The following is a 19,997-nucleotide window of genomic DNA, read 5'->3' as shown; positions in this document are numbered from 1 at the left end:
TCATTCGGTGAGTCCGGCGGCCCACGAGTAGACGCCGAACAACTGCAGCAGGATCGGGATCATCGCGACCGCGCTCAGGGTCTCCAGCCAGTTCGCCAGATGCCCCCAGATCGGCAGCAGCCGCCGTGGCGGCGGACGCAGCATCGCCAGCAGGAGCAGGAAGAACACCGCCGCGAGCCCACCGAGGCAGGCGCCCCGCCACTCGGTCGGCAGCGGCTGGATCAGCGCGAGGCCGAGCAGCACCAGCCCGATCGCGCCGGACACCGCCAGCGGCACGCGCTGCCACACGCCCAGCAACGCCCGCGAGCGCATCAGGACCGCGGCGGTGACCAGACCGCCCAGTATCGCCGGCCACAGTCCCCCGTCCACCAGGAACGGGTAGCAGCCGGTGAAGATCACAGTGGCGGCCAGGCAGGCGATGGTGAGGTAGCCGTTGGCGTAGCCGGTCTGCCGGTTCATCTGCTCGGCAGGCGCGGGTTCGATGTCGTACTGCAGTTCACCGGCCGAACGCGGCAGTTGCGGACCGCGGATCCGGGCGAACCGGATGCCGACCCGCGGGGCGAAGACCATGAACCCGACCAGCACGAACGACACGAGCCCTGCGGTTTGCACTGTGGAGAACCCGACACCGAGGTGCAGCCACAACGTGACCGCTCCGCCGACGCCGATCGCCACGACCGCGCCGAAGGGCACGAACGGGATCGCCGGCGACCACGCGGCCCGCCCGCCCAGCACCAGCCCACCGGCGAGCGCGAACGTCAGGCAGCCGGTCAGCAACGGCGCGCCCTGCAAGTCGAACGCCGGTCCGAGGCCGGCGACCGCGACCGCACCGGCCAGGAACGCGAATCCGCAGCCGCCCAGTCCCAGCAGGCCCAGCAACGTCCGGTCCGTCGAACGCACCCCGGTCGCCACGGCGGCGGTCAGCAGTCCGAGCGCGAGCACCCCACCGCCGATCGCGGACAGCCCGGTCGAGCCCGGGTAGAGCAGCACGCGGGCCAGTACCACCAGGCAGAAGATCGCGAACCCGAGGAAGAGACCCCGGTTGAGTTCCGGGCGCCAGCGTCCGGGCTGCCGGGCGACGGCGGTGGCCATGCCGTCGGCGATGTCGTCGAAGTCCAGTTCCGGCAACGGGTCCTGGCGGGGGCGCAGGTGGAACTCCTCACCCTCCTTCCAGTCCAGCGACTCCGGCGTACCCGCCGCGTCCAGCGGCTGCTCGCCGAGGCGTTGCAGCACCCACGAGTCGCCGAGGTCCTCGCGGCCGCCGGTGTGCTGCAGCAGCACCGGAAGCAGGCTGGTCAGCGGTACCGACATCGGCACGGCCAGATCCGCCCGGCCCTGCGGTCCGTACACCGTGATCCGGCACAGTTCGCCGGTCAACGTGCTCATCGCACACCCCTTTCCGTCATCGCGAGCGGAGACAGTCCGTCACCGGCCGGTTCGTCCTCCAGCGGCACGAACCCGGTCTGCACGAGTTTCACGCCACGGCGGGTGACCAGTTGCGCGCGGCCGGCGGGCAGCGACCGCGGCGCCGCCTCGCCGAGGAACTTGCCCTCTTCCTTCGGGTAGGAGAACACCACCCCGGGGCTGCCCAGCTCCCAGATCCGGCGCACCACCGCGTCGGACAGGGCCCGCATCGCACCCGAGGTGCTGCGGCCGAGGATGAGGTGGAACCCGATGTAGGAACCCTGGGACAGCAACGACAACAGCGGCTCCAGCGGCGAGCCCATGCCCGTGGTCAGCAGCTGGTAGTCGTCGATCACGAAGAACAGCCGCGGCCCGGTCCACCAGTCGCGGCGCTTGAGCCGGTCGGCGGTGATGCTCTGGTCCGGCACCCGCGGCGTCAGCGACACGCTGGCCTGCTGGGCCAGCTCCTGCAACGCTTCGGTCGTGGTCGCGTACCCGACGCGGTACTCCTCGGGCACCTCGGTGTCCAGCTGCCGGCTCGGGTCGGCGAGCACGATCTTCGCCTCACTCGAGGGGTACCGCGCCAGCACCGAGCGCAGCACCAGCCGCAGCAGGTTCGTCTTGCCGGTCTCGTTGTCGCCGAAGGTCAGCAGGTGCGGGGTGGCCGAGAAGTCGTGCCAGACCGGAAGCAGGCGCTGCTCGTCCTGTCCCAGCGCGACCCGCAGGTCGCCGTCGGGGCCCGGCAGCTGAACCATCGGCAGCTTCGCGGGCAGCAGCCGCACCGACGGCGCGGGCGCGCCCGGCCAGAACAGGTGCACCTCCTCGGCGACCGACTTCGTGGCCGCGGCCAGATCCTCGGTGTTGCCACTGCCGTCCATCCGCGGCAGCGCGGCCAGGAAGTGCAGCCCGTCCGGGGTCAGCCCGCGGCCCGGCTGGTTCGGCACCGTCTTCGCCTTGCGCGAACCGATCTCCGACTCCATCGGATCGCCGAGCCGCAGCTCGAACCGGGTCTGCAGCAGGTCCCGCAGGTACGGGCGGATCTCCGACCAGCGGGTCGCGCCGATCACCACGTGCACGCCGAACGACAGCCCGCGCGAGGCCAGCTCGCCGATCTTCTGTTCCAGGTCGCCGTAGTCGTTCTTGAGGCTGTACCAGCCGTCGACCACCAGGAACACGTCACCGAACGGATCGTCGATCCGGCCCGACTTGCGCAGCTCGCGGTAAGCGTCCATGGATTCGATGCCGTGCTCGGCGAACAGCGTTTCGCGGCTTTCCATGACCTGCGAGATCTCTTCGATGGTCCGCACCACCCGGTCCCGTTCGAGCCGGGTGGCGATCGATCCGACGTGCGGCAGGCCGTTGAGCGACATGATCCCGCCGCCGCCGAAGTCCAGGCCGTAGAACTGGACCTCGCGCGGGGTGTGGGTCATCGCCAGCGCGAGCACCAGGGTGCGCAGCACGGTCGACTTGCCGGTCTTCGGGCCACCCACGACCGCGACGTGCCCGGCCGCCGACGACAGGTCGGCCATCAGCAGCTCACGCACCTGCTCGAACGGCCGGTCGATCATGCCCATCGGCACCCGCAGCCGTCCCCAGTGCGCGGGGTCCGACACCGACATCCCGCGGACCGGATCCGGCACCACACTCGGCAGGAGCGAATCCAGGCTCGGCGATTCGGCCAGCGGCGGCAGCCACACCTGCCGTGCCGCCGGTCCCGAACCGGCCAGCCGGTCCACGAAGACGTCCGCCAGCGTCAGCCCGCCCGGGGCGGCCGCCTCCAAGGCGTCCACATCGGACTGCTTCTCCTCCGGCTCCGGCTCGTCGTCGTGCACGATCAGCTTGGTGGGCCGGGCCTGGGTGAAGAACGGGACGACCGCCCGGCTCGCCCGCGCCGCGGCCACCGCGGAGTTCTCGCCGCTGCCTGCGGGCACCGGCCCGGACACGTAGGCGGCCTTGAAGCGCACCAGGTTCGTGGTATCGATTTTCAGGTATCCGTTGCCCGGCTCCGGCGGCAGTTCGTACGCGCTGCCGGCGCCGATCACGCTGCGGGATTCCATCGAGGAGAAGGTGCGCAGTGCGATCCGGTACGAAAGGTGGCCCTCCACCCGGTGGATGCGGCCCTCGTCCAGCCGCTGCGAGGCGAGCAGCAGGTGCACCCCGAGGCTGCGGCCGAGCCTGCCGACCGACACGAACAGCTCCATGAACTCCGGCTTCGCACTCAGCAGCTCGGAGAACTCGTCCACCACCAGGAACAACGTCGGCATCGGTGCCAGCTGCTCGCCGGCCGCACGTGCCTTTTCGTATTCGTACAGCGACGGGTAACCGCTCGCGCGCAGCTGTTCCTGCCTGCGCACCATTTCGCCGTTGAGCGAGTCCTGCATGCGGTCGACCAGCGGCAGTTCGTCGGCGAGGTTGGTGATCATCGCCGAGGTGTGCGGCAGGCGGTCCATGCCGAGGAACGTCGCGCCGCCCTTGAAGTCGACGAGCACGAAGTTGAGGATTTCCGACGAATGCGTCGCGGCCAGCCCGAGCACGAGGGTGCGCAGGAGCTCCGATTTGCCTGAACCGGTCGCCCCGATCAGCATCCCGTGCGGACCCATCCCGCCCTGGGCGGACTCCTTCAGGTCCAGCTCGACGATCTCGCCGTCCTCGGTCACCCCGATCGGTACCGACATCCGCGCCCGCTGCACCGCCCGCGGCCGCCACTGGGTCGCGATGTCGAACGTGTGCACGTCCTTGATCCCCAGCAACGCGGTCAGCCCGAAATCACTGTCCAACGGCTGGTCCGCGATTTCCAGCGTGCCGCTCGTGCGCTTCGGCGCGAGCAGCCGGGACAGCCCCTCCGACTGGGTCACCGACAGTTCGTCCCGCGACGCGGAGCCCACGCCGGAGCCGGCCGGGAACTCCACCACGTCGTCCTTGGTGGTCAGCCGCAGCACCTTCGGGCCGCCCGGGAGGGTTCCGGTCACGTCCAGCAACACCACGTTCCGCAGGCCCGCACCCACCAGCCGCGACGACTCCGGGATCGTCGCCAGATGCGCGACCACGACCACGAACGGCTCGGTCGTGGTCGGCCCGACGGTCTTGTCGTGGTCGTCCCGGTCCGCCACTTCCGGGCCCAGGATGTCCATCAGCTCGTCGTGGTCCGCGGCCAGCAGCCGCAGCGGGCCGGCGGTGTCGCGCAACGTCGGGTGGTTGTTGTGCGGCAGCCATTTCACCCAGTCCCACTGCGCCTGCGCCGACTCCGTGGTCAGCACCGCCAGCCGCAGCTCGTCCGGCGAGTGGAACGTCACCAGCTGCGCGAGCATCGCCCGGACCAGCGCGACCGCCGCGTCCGGATCACCGTCGAACTCCACGCTCGTGAAGCTGCGCAACCCCACCGCGGTCGGGATCCCGGACAACGTGCGATAGGTCTCGGTGAACCGGCGCAGCGAAATGGCCGACAACGGCTCCAGATCCTCGATCGGCTTGGTCACCGGCGGCATCAGCTCCAGCGCCGACTGCTGGCTGCCCAGCCCGATCCGCACCCTGGCGAAGTCGTCGTGGCTGACCCGGCGTTCCCACAGCCGCGGGCCCATCGCCACCGACCACAGCGAATCCGGCGACGGGTTGTTCCACGCCACCGCCCGCCGCTGGTCCTCCGCGGTCGAGCGGGCGCGCTCCCGTACCTGCGTGATGTAGCGCAGGTAGTCCCGCCTTTCCGCCTTCATCTTCCGCTTGCGCTCGCCCGAGGCACGGGACAGCTGCCCCAGGCTCATGGCCATCATGGACACACCCATGCCGCCACCGATCACGTAGGTGAACGGCGAGCTGCCCGCGACCCCGGAGAAGGCCAGCACCATGACCATCGACCCGATGGCCATCGGCAGCATCATCAGCAGCGAGTTGAAGTCCCGGGCCGCAGGCTCCGCCATCACCGGCGGTTCCTGCAGGTCCACCTGACCTTCGGGCATTTCGGGGCCGGCCGCGCGCGGGCCCCGCTTCACCGTTTCCGTGCTCATCGGCGCACCACCCTCATTCGAGCACCCCCGAGGAACGGCGGCCGCCCGGAGCGCCCCAGGCCGAGTCGTCCTGCCGCAGGAGATCCGCCATGGTGCGTTCCTCCTCCTCTTCCGCCTCGTCCCCGTCCCCGGCGGACGAGGCGTCCTTTTCGGATGGTTCCGGCTCGGGTTCCGGGCCGTCGCCGCACATCGGGATGTCGTCGAAGAGGATCTCGGCCGACCCACCGCGAAGCCGCTGGTAGGTGCTCAGCACCGGTTCCGGTTCGGCGGCCGGTTCCGTACGCCACGGTTCGGCACTGCGCTCGAGATAGTCGGTGCCGATCTCCTCGGCCCGGTCCTCGGCCACCCTCCCGACCGGCAGCAGGCCGGGCAGGAACTCGGCCGTTCCGACGTCCCAGGCGGACGTGTCCTCGGCGTCGACCGGCTGCACCACGGCGATGCGTACGATGTCGTCCGCTTCGCCGCCGCCCTGGGGAACGGCCGGCGGTGCGGCGCGCTCCTCCCGGCGCGGTTCCCCGGCGGTGCCCCAGCCCGGCTGCGGACTCGTGCCCCAGCCGGTGTTCGTCGGAGACTGCTGGTCCACACCGGCCGCCTCCGACGTGGTGCCCTGCTCCGAATGAGTGTCCACAGCGGACGAATCCGCCCAGGACGCCGCTTGCAACGGCGGGGTTTCGCCGTGCGCGCTGGGTGCGCCGACACCGTCGACGGTGCCCGCCACCCACGGCTGTTGCACCCCGCCGAGCAGACCAGCCGAATCCGGCCGCTCCGCCGACGACTGGTTCTGCGCACCGGCACCGCCCATACCGCCCGGCGGCACCATCGGCGTTCCCGGCGTCTGCTGCTGGTCGGCGCCGATGGCGTCGGGCAGCTCCGCACTCGTGGTCTCGCCGTTCGGCGGAGAGGCCCACGCAGCCGACTCACTCGACGGCGTGTCCCCGAACGCGTTCGGGTCGCCGACGCTGCCAGGCGTGCTCGCGGTCCACGGCTGCTGGACACCACCGAGCAGTCCGGCCGCATCCGGCCGCTCCGCCGACGACTGGTTCATGCCACCGGCACCGCCCATACCGCCCGGCGGCATCATCGGCGGCGTCCCCGAACCCGGCTGCTGCGGCAGCTGTTGCTGGTTGTTCTCGTTCTGCTCACCGATCGGATCCGGCAGCTTCGGACCGTCGGTCTCGCCGATGCCGGTGAACCCGACGGAGTCACCACCGGTGCCGCCCGGAGGTGGCGCCCACCCGGCCGATTCGCTGCGCGGGGTCTCGCCCTGCGACGTCGGATCGCCGACGCCGCCAGGCATCTCGCTCAGCCACGGCCGGTCGACGTTCCCGAGCAGGCCGGCCGAGTCCGGCCGCTCCGCCGAAGGCGCGTTCATCCCGCCGGCACCGCCCATACCGCCCGGCGGCATCATCGGCGGCGTCCCGGCGCCCGGTGTCTGCGGCAGCTGCTGCTGGTTCTCGTTCTGGCTGCCGATCGGATCCGGCAGCTTCGGACCGTCGCTCTCGCCGATGCCCTTGAATCCGTCGCCGATCGAGTCACCGGGACCAGACCCCACGCCACCGGGATCGACGGCACCACCCGGAGGCGGTGCCCATTCGGCCGAGCTCAGCGGCGGCGTCTCGCCCTGCGACGTCGGATCGCCGACGCCACCAGGGATTTCGCTCAGCCAAGGCTTGTCCACGTTCCCGAGCAGGCCCGAGGAGTCCGGGCGCTCCGCCGAAGGAGCGTTCATCCCACCGGCGCCACCCATGCCACCCGGCGGCATCATCGGCGGCGTACCGGCACCCGGCGTCTGCTGCTGTTGCTGGTTGTTCTGGTTCTGCTCGCCGATCGGATCCGGCATTTTCGGCAGATCGCTCTCGCCGAGGCCCTTGATCGCATCCGGACCGCCGGTGCCGCCGGTGCCGCCGAGGCCGTCACCGAGCCCGCCGGGACCGTCGCCGAGTCCACCGCTCGCACCGGGCGGCGGAGCCCAGTTGGCCGAGCTCAGCGGCGGGGCCTCGCCGTTCGCGTTCGGGTTGCCGATGCCTTCGGGCGGCGGGCTCACCCACGGCTGCTTGATGTTGCCGAGCAGACCGGAGGAATCCGGCCGTTCCGACGACGGCGAGTTCATGCCACCGGCGCCACCCATGCCACCCGGCGGCATCATCGGCATCCCGCCGCCGCCGGGCGTCTGGTCGCCCGGCGGGGTCAGCCCGGGCGGCAGATGGGCCGGGTTGAGCGCGTTGTTGGCCAGATCGCTGTTGCCGCCCAGCCCGGAATCCCCCGGTGGCGGCGGGATCTGCGGCGACGTCAGGTTGCCGCTCCCACCCGGGTTGTTCCCGAGGCCGCCGGAGCTGCCAGGGGGCGGCGGGATCTGCGGTGAGGTCAGGTTGTTGCCGAGCGAGTTCCCCGGCGGCGGGGAAAGCGGCGGCGACTTGAGGTTGTTGTTGCCGGTGCTGCCGTTCGGTCCGCCACCGGTGCTGCCGGGCGGCGGCGGAATGGGTGCGGGCGAAAGCGGCGGCGGGGTCGGTGAACCACCGGTGCTGCCGTCCGGCGGGGGCGGCAGGTCCGGCGATTGCAGCTTGTTGTTCCCTGGGCCGTTGTTTCCACCGGGACCGTTGCTCCCGCCGGGCGGCGGCGGGATGACGGCGTTGTTCAACGGCGGCGGCGTCCCGTTCCCACCGGGACCATCGACACCACCCGGAGGCGGCGGGATCTCGGCGTTGTTCAACGGCGGCGGCACGTCGCTGCCACCGGGACCACCACCGCTACCGCCCGGAGGAGGTGGAAGTTCGGCATTGTTCAACGGCGGCGGCGCACCAGGCCCATCGCTACCGCCGGGCGGTGGAGTCACCGGCGGCGGCTCCGGCGTCGGCGGAGGCGGCGACGTCGGGGGCGGAGTGGGTGGCGGCGGCGCGGGCGGCGGTGGGGTCACCGGCGGCGGAGGCGGCGGGGTGGGTGCGGGCGGCGGGTCCGGCGGCGGAGGCGGCGGAGGAGGCGGATCGGGCTGGTCGGTGTTCGGGGGAGGCGGCGGGGTCGTCTGCCCCTCGTTCACGGTGACGCTGTGGTACTGCTGAGCGAGCTGGCCGGCGACCTTGCGCATGTCGTTGGTCATCATCTCGACCGCGTCCGGGAACTGGGAGATGTAGGCGCGTCCGTCGTCGAGCTGCTTGCCGCGCGCGATCACCTGCGCGGCGTAGAACCGGTCGATGTACCGGATGGTGTCCTGCGCCCACTTCAGGTAGGCCGCGGAATTGACCAGCTGGGTCGGCACGTTGTGGGACCCGCCGTCGTCCGCGATCCGGTCCGCCAGATCGGAGAACTTGGTGGCGAAGGTGGTCATCATGGTCTTGAAGTTGGTGGCGGCCTCGCCCTTCCACGGTCCGTCCGGGCCGGCGAGGGCGGCGGTCTGGTCCTTGAGGGCCTGGGCGACCATCGCGAGGTTCTGTTGGGTCTCCTGGAAGATCCCCGCGGCATCCTGCAACGACTGCCAGTTCACATTGCCGTAGGCCTTGTCGAGGTTGTCCTGGCCGTGTTCCATCGAGCCCCCGCCGAGGACGGCGGCTTCGATCTGCTTCCAGGACAGGCCATCGAAATCCTTCGTCGGGTCACCGGTGGTGTTCCCGTTTCCGGTACCGGTGGTGTCCGGCCAGACCCCGGTTTCGTCGGCAGTGAATCCGTGACTGTTGTCGTCGTGCTTGTCGCCCATCGTCCCTCGATCGCTTCGAACCCGGAGAGACCGCCGCCCGTGCGGTCAGTGCTTCTGACCGGCGTTGGTGATCTGGCCGTTGACCTCGTTGAAGTACTCGTTGTACTCATCCGCGGTCATCTTGTTGACCTCATCGGCGTTCTCGTACGCCTTCGCGGCCGTGTTCACCGCCTCGGACATGTCACCGAGCGCCCGGACCAGATCGTGGATCGCGGTCTTCGAGGTGTCCCGCAACGCGTTCGAGCCCAGAATCGGCTGGAAGATCTTCTCGTTCGCGGTGAGGAAGATCCCGGGCTTCAACTGAACACCGTCCAGTTTGTGCTCCAGGTCCTTGATCGGACCGTCGGCCAGGGTCTCGAGGTTCTTCGCGAACGTCCGCATGGCCTCGGTGTTGACCGCGGTCACGCCCTTGCCCGGCGTGTCCGAGCCACCCGGGACCGGCGGTGGCTTGCCCACGTCGCCCGGCGGGATCCACTCGTTGCTCGGATCCGGCGGGGTCTGGTCACCGGGGCTGTTGAAGTCCCCGGATTCCGAGGGCTCCGGATCCTCGTAAGCGTTGTTGTTCTGACCGTAGGAGTTGTCACCCAGCGCCACCATGACTTCTCACCGTCCTTTCCGGTCCACTTCTGTGGTGCGGCACGGTTGCCGCACCACAGAAGAAGGAAGACGTCAGTTCGCGGCGAACCGCTTGGCGTTGTTGCCCTCGGTGGTCGAGGTGCCCTCGTTGATCGAACCGAGGGTCTGCGCGGCCGCGTCGAGCGCCTGCGGCAGGGTGAGCGCGGCCTGGTGGCAGAAGTTGTAGGTCTCGTGGAACATGTCCGCCGCGACGCCGGTCCAGTTTTCACGCTGGCTTTCGATGACCGCCTTCATCTGGTCAAGCAGCTCGGTGATCTGGTTGGACTGCTGCTTGGCCTGCCCGACGGTGTCCTGCATCGTCGCGAAGCTGATCTGGAACTGACCCAAAGCCATGGGGTTGTCCTTTCGTTGGGGAAGGAAGGGGGATCAGAAGCCCTGCAGACCGCCGCCGCCGATGATGGCGGCGTTGTTGTTGGCGTTCGAGGTGTTGTCCTGGTCCTGGGCGTCGTACTGGGATGCCGAGGCCTGCACGTTCTGCGAGAGCTCGTCCAGCTTCTGCACGATCTTGCGGACCGTCTGGTCGAACTGCCCCATGGCGCCACTGAAAACGTTCGCGGAGTCCGCGCGCCAGGTGCTGAACAGCGACTGCATGGTCGCGTCGACCTTCTGGTTCACCCCCGTGATGTTCTGCCCGGTGTCGGTGATCGTCTGCGCACCCTTGCGCATGACGTCGGTATCGACGAGTGCGCCGTCCTTGGAAGCCACGCTTTCTCCTCTGGTCGTGTACTGGGGTTTGCCGACCTGGCGGGCCAGGCCGCACGATGTCTCCGCGGATGCCCTTCGTTCGGCCGGTACGGAGGGCAGACGGGGACTGCGGACTTACGGTAAGTGTCCGGTCGAGGCCTTGTCGCCGCGTTGTTCCCTTCTGAACACCGGCTTGCGTGTTGTGGGGCAACCACGGCGCGGACCCCGCCTCGCCCGGTGTTCGTGAACTGCGACGACGTTTCCGACGTGGCCATACCCACTGTTGCCCCTTTGTCCGCGTGGCTGTGCCCTGGCAGGCACTGCGAGCGGCACGGTTGTCCGGTCGTAGAGTGCTGGATGTGATCGACCAGGTGAGCATCCCGACCGAGGCCGGATCCTTCGACGCGATCGCCGCCGGACCCGAGGACGGCCGACCGGTACTGCTGCTGCACGGCTTCCCGGAAGCCGCGGTGGAGTGGGAGCACCAGGTGGCCACGCTCGGCGTGCTCGGCTACCGCGCGGTGGCACCGGATCAGCGCGGCTACTCTCCCGGCGTACGCCCGGAGCGGCCTGCCGAGTACGGCATCGGCTCGCTGGTGTCCGATGTGGTCACCATCGCCGATGCCCTGGGCTGGCAACGATTCGACCTGGTGGGCCACGACTGGGGCGGCGCGGTCGCGTGGTGGACCGCCGACGAGCACCCGCAGCGGCTGCGCAGCCTCACCGTGGTGTCCACACCGCATCCGGGCGCGCTGGCCGAGGCGCTGCGCACCGACGAGGACCAGCACCTGCGTTCGGGGTACATGACCGAATGGCGGCAGACCCCCGCCACCGAGCGGCGGATGCTGGCCGACGGCGCGAAGGCACTGCGGGAGATCTTCGACCGGCGGATCCCGCCCAGCAAGATCGACGAGTACGTGCAGCGGCTCACCGAACCGGGCGCACTGACCGCCGCGCTGAACTGGTACCGCGCGGGCAGGCCCGGCGGGAAGATCGGCCGGATCTCGGTGCCCGCCCTGTACGTGTGGTCCACAGAGGACGTCGCTTTCGGATCCACCGCGGCGTTGGCCACCGAGCAGTGGTGCACCGGACCGTACCGGTTCGAAATGCTGGAGGACGTGTCGCACTGGGCCGTGGAGGAGGCACCGGAAGCGGTGACCTCATTGCTCGTGGAACACCTCGGCGGGCAGTGAACGCGATTGCCCGGAATGGATTGCCTATTGCAGGTGAAATCGCCTGGTTCGCGGTAGGGTGGAATCGGCAGCAGTGAGCTGAGTGCATTTCCTTGCGTGCCATTTTTCGATCGCATCGTTTTCGACGGCCGCGCGTTTCGTCAGCGTCGGCGTCAGGTGACTCTCCGTCGGGCGCCGCCACCCGGCCCGGCGAACATCGCGGGCAGCCACCCGGCCTGCGGTACCGGCCGGCGCGCCAGTGGTGTTCAGTGCCGAACGTGGAAACCAGCACAGAGACCGAGCGCGTCGTGTTCGTGACCGAGGACGGCGTGCCCACCGGGGAGACCGGACCGAAGCTCGCCAGCCACCACGCCGAGACGCGACTGCACCTCGCGTTCTCCTGTTACGTCCTGCGCCATTCGGACCAGGCGTTGCTGATCACGCAACGCGCCGGACACAAGAAGGTGTGGCCGGACGTCTGGACGAACAGCGTGTGCGGTCACCCCGCGCCGGACGAGGCGCTGGAGGACGCGGTCCGCCGGCGGGCAACCTACGAGCTCGGCCTGCCGGTGCTGACCGACCTGTCGTGCGTGCTGCCGAAGTACCGGTACCGGACACCGCCGTACCAGGGAATCGTGGAGAACGAGTTCTGCCCGGTGTTCGTCGCGTGGAGTGAGCGCGAGCCGGAGCCCAACCCCGAGGAGGTCGGCGACTGGCGGTGGATTCCGTGGTCCGATTACGGACAGTTGCTCGAGAATTCTGAGGCAAACGTGAGTTACTGGGCGAGGGACCAGTTCGCGCAGCTCAGGGATCGGAAACCGTTTTCCCGACTCTGAGCGGAAAACTCCGTTGCGTGACAACGGTGGAAGCTCGTCGTCCACTTGAGCGAAATTCGTGCTGACCCGTACCGATACCTCAAGAAGCCGCACCTTTACGTCGACAACCAAGGGGTGGCGGAGGTGGGTGTGTCGGTGGAAGACGAGCTCACGGCGGGGACCCCCGCGCCGGATCTGCTGGCGCTGCACGAGTCGATCGCGGACCTGTTCGCCACCCAGGGCGACTGGCGGCGGGCCTACCACCACCTGCGGTCCGCGCTCGACATCGCGCGGGCAGGCAGCCTGCGCGATCCGCTCACGTCGAGCTACAACCGGCGTTATCTCGACCAGCGGCTGCTCGGCCTGCCCCTGTCCGGCGGGCTGGCGGTCGCGCTCGTCGACCTGGACCGGTTCAAGTCGGTGAACGACACGTACGGTCACCTCCTCGGCGACCGCGTGCTCTGCCGGGTCGCGGACCTTCTGCAGGAGGGGTTGCCGCCGGAGGCGTTCTGCGCGCGGTACGGCGGTGAGGAATTCGCACTCGTCCTGCCCGGCGTGGAGCAGCCGCGCGCGCTGCGGATCGCCGAGGCCGCCCGCGCGCGGATCGCTCGTCACTCCTGGTCAGAACTTCAGCCCGGACTTCAGGTGACGATCAGCGTGGGCCTCGCGCACGGCACCGGCTCCGGACCGCGTCAGCTGCACCGGGCCGACGATCTCCTCTACGCCGCCAAGCACGCCGGACGCAACAAGGTCGCCTATCGGGACCGCGAATCCGCACAGGTCATTACGCACTCTGAGTGACTTCGACTCGCAATTGCCCCATTCCCGGAACCCGATCTTCACCTGTTCGCCCGCTTCCGCGCTCCGCAGATCGACGCAAGGTGAAGAATTTCGCGGCAGGGTGTCGTCACCAACGGCGGGTATCCGTACGATAACGAAAAGCTCCCCCGGTACGACGTGTCCTGGGAGACCCGGCCACCCGAGGCCGGGTTCGAAGGCGAGCCGCCCCGACCGGCGCCCCTGACGTGCGAGAGGAGACCGAGTGCCTGACGACCGCAACACCCCCGGCACCGGTCAGCACTCCGATCCCGCGTCCCGTCGAGGCCGCCGCCGTTCGATGGACACCCACGGCGGCATCAGCGTGTCCGACGTGCTCGCCAGGCACACCGGGGAACGCCCCACCTTCGACGGCGAATCCGGCGCCCGGCGCGCCGAACCACCGACCACCCTGCCCCGCTCCGGCACCGGGGATACCAGCGGAAACGACACCGGCCGCGAAGCCAACGGCCACGACCTCCCGCCGAACGGCACCACCGACCGCGCCCCGAACGGACGCGGCTTCAGCGGAAACGACACCCGCCGTGGGGAGGACGGGATCGGGGCTGGCCCCGGTCCCGCCGCCGTCGAGCACGGACGCGGACGGGGTACGAACGGCACCGGCGAGCACCACAGCGGCCCCGGCGCGAGCGGCACCGCCGGAGAGTACGGGCGCGGTACGAATGGCACCGGCACGCACTTCGCCGACCGCGACCGGTCTGGTGGATCCGGGGCTCACAGCCGGGACGTCCACGGCCACGCAGGCGAATCCCGCACGGCGGCGACCGGTTCGCACGCTGCGGAAACCCGTGTTTCCGACAGCGAGCCGGGCCTCTTCCCGGGCGCACACGCAGCCGATTCCGGCGCGGACGGGACCGCGGGTCCTCCGCAAGGCGCCCACCACGCAGCACCGGAGGAAACGGCTCCCCCCGAAGACGAGCCTTCCAGTCACGCAGGAGGCCCGCGGTCGTCGCGCGCGTCCCGGCATACCGAACCGTCACCGCCCGCCGCCGGCTCCCGCTTGCACTCCCCGCCCGCCGCGTTCCCGGCGGGCGGCTCGGTACCCGGCGTCCCCGCAACGTCCGGGGTCAACGACCCGGCTCCGGCTTCCAGCCACCCCGGCCCGGTCAATCCCCCAGCGGGATGGCACGGCCCCACCGACACCACACACGGCCAGCACGGTCCTGACGCCCGCGCCCAGGGTCACCACGGTCCCGACGCCGCCACCCACGGCCACCACAGTCCCGACACCGGTGCACACGGCCAGCACGGTCCCGCCGACCCCGCGCCCACTCACCACGGTCCCGACGCCGGCAGTTCCGACCGTCCCGGGGCCGGTGGCGGCGTTCCCGGAAGGCCGGGTCCCCGTGGTCTCGTGGCCGATCGTCCGGCGAACGGTGCTTTCGGCCCCTACGGTCCCGCCGAAGCAGGGCAAGGACAGTTCGGGCCTGCGCCAGGACGTCCTGGTCCGGGTGACGCCACTCAGGGCGAAGTCGACAAAGCTGTGAACACGCCCGCTGCTCGTCCCGGTAGGCCAGGTCCGGACGGGCCGATTTCGCCGCGGGATGAGGGCCGCGGGCGGATGCGCGCCAGGCAAGGGGAAGCCGGGGCGGCGGGCGGAGAACATTCCGTGACCGGCCTAGACCCGGGTGAGGGACATCCGGTGGCCGGCCGGACAGCGGGTGGGGGACATCCGGTGACCGGCCGGACAGCGGGTGGGGGACATCCGGTGACCGGCCGGACCGCGAACGCCGAACGTCCGGTGACCGGCCAGGCCGCGGGCGGTGGGCCGGAGTCGGACAGGCCTGGGTTGGCGGGGCCCTCGCGTGGTGGCCGGCCCGAGGGGGAGGCACCGGGCCGTTCCGGTGTCGGGGACGCCGCCGAGCCTGACGGTGGTGTTCCGGCTCCGCCCGAGGGTTTCGCTCCGCGGGACCGGACGCTGAACGGTGCTGTACCACCGCGGCCTCGGCGCGGGCCGGGTCGCGGAGCGTTGCCGCCGGAGCCTCGGCGGCCTGGCGACGGGGGGCTGCCGCCTGGACCGCGCGACTCCGGCGACGGACCACCCGACGGGCAGCGGCCGAACGACGGCTCGCCCGCTCCCGGAATCCGCGCCGGGGCGCCGTTCCCGAACGGAGGCGCCGGACGGCGTCGTATGCCCCGTGGTCGTGCTCCGGAAGGAGGGACGGCCGTTGAGGGAACCGCTCGTGGCCGGCCAGCCGACGGTGAACCGTCCGCGGAAGTTCCGGAGGCCGAGCGCACGCAGATCGCCGCTGCGATGGCACCTCGGTCCGGTCGTGGACGTCGACGGCCCGCTGCCCCGCCACGGCCGTTCCCACCCGAGTCCGACGTCGAGCACGCGCACCCCGCACCCGGCCCGAACGGCGGGCGCCCGCAGCCCGCGCCAGGGCTGAACGGTGAGCAGCCACAGCCCGCACCCGGGCCGAACGGCGAGCGGGCACAGTTCGCGCCAGGGGCGAACGGCCACGGCAACGACCTCGCACCAGGTCGCAACGGCCAGACGCGGCTCCGGCCGGGCGTGCAGCCCGAGCGACCCCAGGCCGACGCCGAGCGCACGCAGCTCACCCCGGCGCCGAACGGTGAGCGTCCCCGGGGACCCGGCGGGAAGTCCGAGCGGGCACCGGCCGACGCCGAGCGCACCCAGCTCACCCCCGCGCCCAACGCGGACCGCACCCATCTCACCCCCGCGCCGGACGCCGAGCGCACGCAGCTGACCGCGGCGGCGGGGGACCGTACCCAGGTCGGCGCGGTACCGGGGAAGCGGCGGTCGCCGAAGCGGCCCGCGTCGGCGCGTGGCGAGCAGGATCGGCTCACCATGACCGACGAGATGGAGGCGATCGACGAGGCGACGCAGTACCGGCGCAAGATCGACCACAGTCTCGCGCGCTTCTCCGCCGCCCACGACGACGCCGCGGCCGAAGAGGCCAAGCGGCGGGAGCGGCTGGAGCGGTTCACGTCCCGGCCGGTCGCGTTGCTGGAGCAGACGCGTACCGCGCTGCAGCGCGTGGTGGCACCGGGGGCCGCCGAAAAGATTGAAAAGGCCGAAAAAGCCGAGGACCCACCGCAGACCCGGCTGCAGGAAAAGAAGCAGCGGCACACCGAACGCAGCATCCGGATCGGCCGGATCGCGCTGATCGTGGTCGCCGCGCTGATCTTCCTCGGTACCGGGATCGCCTGGGGTGCGGTCAACTGGTTCGACGCCAAGTTCACCGAGGTTTCCGCACTGGACGAGAACTCCGCCGACATCCAGAACGCCGACGCGCAGGCCAACGACGAGAACTTCCTGATGGTCGGCTCGGACACCCGCGACGGCGCCTCCGCGGAGGAGGGCGCCGGCACCTCGGAAAGCACCCCGGGGGCGCGTTCGGACACGATCATGGTCGCGCACGTGCCCGCGGACCGGAAACGCGTCGTGGTCGTCTCCTTCCCGCGCGACCTGGAAATCGACCGGCCAGCCTGCAACCGCTGGGATCCGAAGAAATCCGCGACCACCGACGACATCTCGCCGGAGCAGAAGATCGCCAAGCTGAACACCGCGTACGCGGTCGGCGGGCCGCAGTGCGTGACCAAGGTGATCCAGAAGATCACCGGACTGCGCATCAACCACTTCATCGGCATCGACTTCAACGGCTTCAAGGGCATGGTCGACGCGGTGCACGGCGTGACCGTCCACAATGAACAGCCGATCGACGACACCACCCTCGGCAAGGTGCTGATGGAGACCGGCGACGTGACCATCTCCGGCGACCAGGCACTGAGCTACGTGCGGGCCCGGCACGTGAAGGGCGATCCCACCTCCGACTACGGCCGGATCAAGCGGCAGCAGGAATTCATCGGCGCGTTGCTGAAAAAGGTGATGTCCTCGGACGTGGTGCTCGATCCGGGCAAGCTGTCCGGCTTCATCACCGCGTTCGCGCGCGCAACCTTCGGCGACAACCTCGGCGTGCAGCAGATGATGACGCTCGCCCAGTCGATGCGCGGCCTCGACCCTGGCCGGATCACCTTCACGACGGTGCCGACCGTCGGGCTGCCCAACAAGCGCGGCAACGAGGTCCTCGTCGAGTCGAACACCGAGAAACTCTTCGACGCACTGCGCGACAACACCCCGCTGCCCTCGGACAAGGCCGTGCCCGGACCGTCCTCCACCGCCGACCAGGCCGGCAACAGCACGCACAGCTCGAAATCCGCGTCGGCGAACGACTCCGCGGGCTGATCGTCAGACCGGGTTCACGTGCGGTTCATCCGGCGATGCGGTATTCGCGCTGCTCAGGCCGTAGGCTGAGGGCATGCGTGAGGCCTACCATGTCGAACTCGATCAGCTCGCCCAGAACCTGGCCGCGATGTCGGCACAGGTGGCCGATGCCATGGAGCGTGCGACGACCGCGTTGCTCGAAGTCGACCTCGGCCTCGCCGAGCAGGTGATCAGCGACGACGCGAAGGTCGACGACGCGCGCGCCGAAAGCGAGGAGCAGGCGTACGCGTTGCTCGCGCTGCAGGCGCCGGTCGCCACCGACCTGCGCACTGTGCTCGCCGCCATCCACGCGGCGGAAAGCCTGGAGCGCATGGGTGATCTCGCCCTGCACGTGGCCAAGGCGGCCCGCCGCCGGCACCCGGAGCCGGTGCTGCCGGATTCGGTGAAGCCGTACTTCGCCGAAATGGGCGAGGCCGCCGTGAAGCTGGCGCGGCAGGCCGAGCAGGTCATCCAGACCAAGGACGTGTCCGCGGCCAAGGACCTCGAGGCCAGCGACGACCAGGTCGACGACATCCACCGGCACCTGTTCACCGTGCTGATGGACCGCGAATGGCCGCACGGCGTCGCCACCGCGGTCGACGTCACGCTGCTCGGACGCTTCTACGAACGCTACGCCGACCACGCGGTGTCCGTGGCGAAGCGGATGATCTTCGTGGTCACCGGCCGGATGCCGGGCTACGGTTCGGACGAGGACCTCACCGTCTGAAGCAGCCGAAAAGCCGCCATCCCGAACCAGGGGGTGGCGGCTTTTCCATGCCCGCCGGCAGAAAGTGCCCAGGCCGGGGAGAACCGGCCTGGGCACTCCCGAGGCCGATCAGCCGAAGCGGCCGGAGATGTAGTCCTCGGTCGCCTTCTCGTCCGGGTTGGAGAAGATCCGCTCGGTGTCGTTCAGCTCGATCAGCCGGCCCGGCTGGCCGACGCCGGCCAGGTTGAAGAACGCCGTCTGGTCCGAAACCCGGGCCGCCTGCTGCATGTTGTGCGTCACGATGACGATCGTGTACTCCTTCTTCAGCTCACCGATCAGGTCCTCGATGGCGAGGGTGGAGATCGGGTCGAGCGCGGAACACGGTTCGTCCATGAGCAGCACGTCCGGCTGCACCGCGATCGCGCGGGCAATGCACAGCCGCTGCTGCTGACCGCCGGAAAGGCCACCACCGGGCTTGGTCAGCCGGTCCTTGACCTCGTTCCACAGGTTCGCGCCACGCAGTGCGCGTTCGGCGACCTCGTCGAGCTGCTTGCGGTTCTTCGTGCCGCCGAGACGAAGTCCGGCCACCACGTTGTCCTTGATGGACATCGTCGGGAACGGATTGGGCCGCTGGAACACCATGCCGATGGTCCGGCGCACCTGTACCGGGTCCACAGTGGACGAGTAGATGTCCTCACCGTCGAGCAGCACCTGACCGTCCACCCTGGCACCGGGGATGACCTCGTGCATCCGGTTCAGGGTGCGCAGCACGGTCGACTTGCCGCAGCCGGACGGGCCGATGAACGCGGTCACGTTCCGCGGCGGGACGTCCAGCGTGACGCTGTCCACGGCGTGGAACTTGCCGTAGTAGATGTCCAGGTCCTTGACGTCGATTCGCTTGGCCATGACTCACTTCTTCTTCGGGGCGACGAGGCGGGAAAAGACCGTGGCGAGCAGGTTGATCAACGCGATGATGAGCACCAGCGTGAGCGCCGCGCCCCAGATCCGGTCGAAGCCGACGCTGCCGGGGTCCATCGAGTTGGTGGCGCGTTCGTTGTTCATCACCAACGGAAGCGCGGCCTGCTCGCCGTCGAAGATGTTCCAGTTCGTGTAGGCGGAGTAGCCCACGAGCACCAGCAGTGGCGCGGTCTCGCCCATCACCCTGGCGAGCGCCATCATGATGCCGCCGATGATGCCGGACAACGCGGTGGGCAGCACGATCTTCATGATCGTCTTCCACTTCGGCACGCCCAGCGCGTAGGAGGCCTCCCGCAGATCGTCCGGCACGATCCGCAGCATTTCCTCCGCCGACCGCACGACCACCGGGATCATCAGCAGCACCAGCGCCAGCGACACGGCGAAGCCGCTGCGCGGCAGGCCGAGCGTGGTGATCCACAGCGCGTAGATGAACAGAGCGGCCACAATGGACGGAACGCCGGAGAGGATGTCCACCATGAACGTGGTGAGCCGGGCGAGTTTGCCCCGGCCGTACTCCACGAGGTAGATCGCCACCAGCATGCCGATCGGTACCGCGATCACCGCGCACACCAGGCCCTGCAGCAGGGTTCCGATGACCGCGTGCAGCACCCCGCCGCCGACCTCGTCCGGCAGCACCGAACCGAAGTCCTCGCTCCACCAGTTGGTGTAGGGCAGGCGCTTGATGCCGTTCGCGATCACCGTGTACAGCACCCACACCAGTGGGACCACCGCGATCAGGAAGGACAGCCACACGAGCACGGTCGCGAAGCCGTTCTTGAGTTTGCGGCTCGTGCTGACCTGCTGGAAGGCGGGTGTGACCGCGGGCCGTTCGAGCGTGGTCGACATGC

13 protein-coding genes are annotated in these 19,997 nt (G+C 69.9%); 5 read left to right on the top strand and 8 right to left on the bottom strand.

Going from position 1 to position 19,997, the window contains the following annotated elements; genetic code table 11:
* The 6 genes from eccD to BJY18_RS25065 all read right to left on the bottom strand — a co-directional run bounded on the left by eccD (window position 1) and on the right by BJY18_RS25065 (window position 10,434).
* Window positions 1-1,386 carry a type VII secretion integral membrane protein EccD gene (gene eccD, locus BJY18_RS25090; RefSeq protein WP_184782417.1) on the bottom strand — a complete coding sequence of 462 codons (1,386 nt, stop codon included), beginning with the start codon at window positions 1,384-1,386 and terminating at the stop codon, window positions 1-3.
* Window positions 1,383-5,405: a type VII secretion protein EccCa gene (gene eccCa / locus BJY18_RS25085; RefSeq protein WP_184782416.1), complete on the bottom strand. Its 4,023-nt coding sequence runs from the start codon at window positions 5,403-5,405 to the stop codon at window positions 1,383-1,385. Before eccCa ends, eccD begins: the two co-directional genes overlap by 4 nt.
* A gap of 13 nt (window positions 5,406-5,418) precedes the next feature.
* A complete protein-coding gene (locus BJY18_RS25080) occupies window positions 5,419-9,093 on the bottom strand; it encodes a WXG100 family type VII secretion target (RefSeq protein ID WP_184785073.1) in 3,675 nt (1,224 codons plus the stop codon).
* A 45-nt stretch (window positions 9,094-9,138) separates the two neighbouring features.
* Window positions 9,139-9,690, bottom strand: a complete 552-nt coding sequence (locus BJY18_RS25075) for a WXG100 family type VII secretion target (RefSeq protein WP_184782415.1) — start codon at window positions 9,688-9,690, stop codon at window positions 9,139-9,141.
* Window positions 9,691-9,762: 72 nt separating this feature from the next.
* A complete protein-coding gene (locus BJY18_RS25070) occupies window positions 9,763-10,062 on the bottom strand; it encodes a WXG100 family type VII secretion target (protein ID WP_184782414.1) in 300 nt (99 codons plus the stop codon).
* A gap of 33 nt (window positions 10,063-10,095) precedes the next feature.
* Entirely contained in the window at window positions 10,096-10,434 is a 339-nt protein-coding gene (locus BJY18_RS25065; RefSeq protein ID WP_184782413.1) for a WXG100 family type VII secretion target, read from the bottom strand.
* A 338-nt stretch (window positions 10,435-10,772) separates the two neighbouring features.
* Between BJY18_RS25065 and BJY18_RS25060 the strand changes: the two genes are divergently transcribed.
* The 5 genes from BJY18_RS25060 (at window position 10,773) to phoU (ending at window position 18,192) form a co-directional block, all read left to right on the top strand.
* Window positions 10,773-11,606: an alpha/beta fold hydrolase gene (locus tag BJY18_RS25060; RefSeq protein ID WP_184782412.1), complete on the top strand. Its 834-nt coding sequence runs from the start codon at window positions 10,773-10,775 to the stop codon at window positions 11,604-11,606.
* Window positions 11,607-11,863: 257 nt separating this feature from the next.
* Window positions 11,864-12,421 (top strand): isopentenyl-diphosphate Delta-isomerase, encoded by a 558-nt coding sequence (gene idi, locus BJY18_RS25055; protein WP_184782411.1) that lies wholly within the window; start codon window positions 11,864-11,866, stop codon window positions 12,419-12,421.
* A gap of 114 nt (window positions 12,422-12,535) precedes the next feature.
* Complete coding sequence (locus BJY18_RS25050; protein ID WP_184784828.1) at window positions 12,536-13,201, top strand: GGDEF domain-containing protein; 666 nt, start codon at window positions 12,536-12,538, stop codon at window positions 13,199-13,201.
* 2,848 nt (window positions 13,202-16,049) lie between these two features.
* The gene (locus BJY18_RS25045; RefSeq protein WP_184784827.1) at window positions 16,050-17,447 is read left to right on the top strand and encodes an LCP family protein; all 1,398 of its coding nucleotides are present in this window, start codon (window positions 16,050-16,052) and stop codon (window positions 17,445-17,447) included.
* Between the two features lie 73 nt (window positions 17,448-17,520).
* Window positions 17,521-18,192, top strand: a complete 672-nt coding sequence (phoU, locus tag BJY18_RS25040) for a phosphate signaling complex protein PhoU (protein ID WP_184782410.1) — start codon at window positions 17,521-17,523, stop codon at window positions 18,190-18,192.
* A gap of 108 nt (window positions 18,193-18,300) precedes the next feature.
* On the opposite strand, the gene pstB is transcribed toward phoU, so the two are convergent.
* Together pstB and pstA are read right to left on the bottom strand one after the other, a co-directional pair.
* Entirely contained in the window at window positions 18,301-19,077 is a 777-nt protein-coding gene (gene pstB / locus BJY18_RS25035; protein WP_184782409.1) for a phosphate ABC transporter ATP-binding protein PstB, read from the bottom strand.
* Between the two features lie 3 nt (window positions 19,078-19,080).
* Entirely contained in the window at window positions 19,081-19,995 is a 915-nt protein-coding gene (gene pstA, locus BJY18_RS25030) for a phosphate ABC transporter permease PstA (protein ID WP_184782408.1), read from the bottom strand.
* Between the last annotated feature and the right edge of the window lie 2 nt (window positions 19,996-19,997).

The organism is Amycolatopsis jiangsuensis (genome assembly GCF_014204865.1).
Taxonomy (GTDB): Bacteria; Actinomycetota; Actinomycetes; order Mycobacteriales; family Pseudonocardiaceae; genus Amycolatopsis; species Amycolatopsis jiangsuensis.
Note: the sequence above shows the minus strand (reverse complement) of the source record. Positions and strands in the feature narration are given on the sequence as shown.